At 53.9% G+C, this 1762-nt stretch carries 2 protein-coding genes; one reads left to right on the top strand and one right to left on the bottom strand.

Annotation, left to right across the window (positions count from 1 at the left end):
• The first annotated feature begins 76 nt into the window (after positions 1-76).
• Positions 77-856 (top strand): LuxR family transcriptional regulator, encoded by a 780-nt coding sequence (locus FE811_RS26725; RefSeq protein ID WP_140849530.1) that lies wholly within the window; start codon positions 77-79, stop codon positions 854-856.
• Positions 857-1083: 227 nt separating this feature from the next.
• On the opposite strand, the gene FE811_RS26720 is transcribed toward FE811_RS26725, so the two are convergent.
• A partial coding sequence (locus FE811_RS26720; protein ID WP_140849529.1) for an IS5 family transposase occupies positions 1084-1762 on the bottom strand: 679 nt, incomplete at its 5' end.

The raw sequence follows: 1762 nt of genomic DNA, 5'->3' as shown, positions 1-1762 counted from the left end.
AGCCGAACCCGTTGATCAGACGTTCCCTAGATGTTCCATCCCGGATGATCACATTTCTGGTAGGGGGTGACATACCATGAAACGCACGGAGGCTAAATCGCTCCCAGGGGGCAACTTGGTCGCGGAGTTTCTCAGAGACCTCGAACAGATATCTAGCGTAGATAATGCGCTAGAGGTGTTAGCTTCTGCGACAACACAACTTGGTTTTTCGAGGGTTGATTATTCGTATCTTGACACGCCCCGTCTTCTTGACGGTAGTTGGGCTCCTCCTCCAGTTATAACCAGGAACTTTCCAAAAAATTGGGAGGCCTCATGGGATGATCACAGAGCCAATGACCCATATTATCACGCCTGTTTTAACAGCGGGCCGATTGTCAGATGGAAAGACATACAACAACGAGAAAATCTTACTTCGGCTCAAATAGACAGCTGGCACTATCTGGCCGATAAGGAACTGGAACATGGAATAACCATACCAGTACATTTACCAAGAAGGATGGGCTTTGCCTTCGTGAGTGTAATCCAAGGCGCTGGTGAAATAGCCAAAATCGCGGAGGAAATAAGTTGCTCGAGCACTTTGATTTTTTTGACTCATCATTTCCACTATACTATTTCCGGAAAATTTGGCCTACTATTTCCAAGGCAACAGTCTGGAAGCCTAACCAGTCGGGAACTTGAGTGCCTTGAATGGGTGTCTAAGGGTAAAACAACCGACGAGATTGCTTGTATCTTGGATCGCTCGCCGGAAACAATCCGAATTCACATCAAGCGTTGCTGTACCAAACTGGCTGCCGCGAATCGGACACATGCAGTCGCAAAAGCTTACGGTTTGGGTCTGATAGGCTTTCCTAGTTAGCCGCCGTTATTCACCCAGCTTGAGCAGCCCCACATGAGTGGTTGAGCGGTCCAATTTAAATGCCATGTGGTTCGGGAAAGCTGAACAGTTGGGATAGGTGGATTTGCCGCGAAATAGCAGCATGATGCAGCGAGCTAAGAGAAGACCCAAGGCAATCGCGTTTGACCTACAAGTGCATTAACTGTTTGAGAAGGCTTAGAGTCCGATTCAAAACGGGATGAAGGATTTCAATCTGTTGCAAGGAGTCGGGTGACGCGCCGGATATGGGCGATCAGCAGCCAAGCCTCTGCGCTTTCGATGGATTTCTCCCAATCCTTCGCCAAACGGCGACAGCGACCGAGCCATGCGAAGGTGCGCTCCACGACCCATCTGCGTGGCAGCACCTCGAAGCCTTCGGCGGTGTCGGAGCGCTTGACGATCTGCAGCGTCCAGCGTCCGAGGCTCACGAGGGCGCCCCGCAGCTTCGGGCCGGCATAGCCACCATCCGCGAACATGTGGCGCAGTTTTGGGGCCTCGCGGCGGAGCTTGGCGAAGACCCCGGGCGCACCGTCACGATCCTGAATGTTGGCTGTATGAACCTCGCATGCGATCAGGTTGCCGCAGGTATCAGTGATGATGTGGCGTTTTCGACCTTTGATCCGCTTGCCCGCATCGTAGCCGGAAAGGGAGGTGTTTTCAGAGGTTTTCACGCTCTGGCTGTCGATCACACCGGCTGTCGGCTGCACGTCGCGTCCTGCCGCGAGGCGCGCGGCCGCGACCAGGTGGCGATTGATCTCGGCCAGCAGGCCATCATCGCGCCAGCGGTAGAAATAGTAGCGCACGGTCGAGACCGGCGGAAAGTCCTTCGGCAGGAGCGACCATGCGCACCCGGCGGCGGCAAGATACTGGATCGCATTCCAGACCCGT

Source organism: Paracoccus sp. FO-3 (genome assembly GCF_006386455.1).
GTDB classification, from domain to species: Bacteria; Pseudomonadota; Alphaproteobacteria; order Rhodobacterales; family Rhodobacteraceae; genus Paracoccus; species Paracoccus versutus.
This window is presented reverse-complemented; position numbering and strand designations above follow the sequence as displayed.

Coding starts and splice junctions, on each gene's coding strand:
- FE811_RS26725 (WP_140849530.1), top strand. CDS start 77: ATGAAACGCACGGAGGCTAAATCGCTCCCAGGGGGCAACTTGGTCGCG.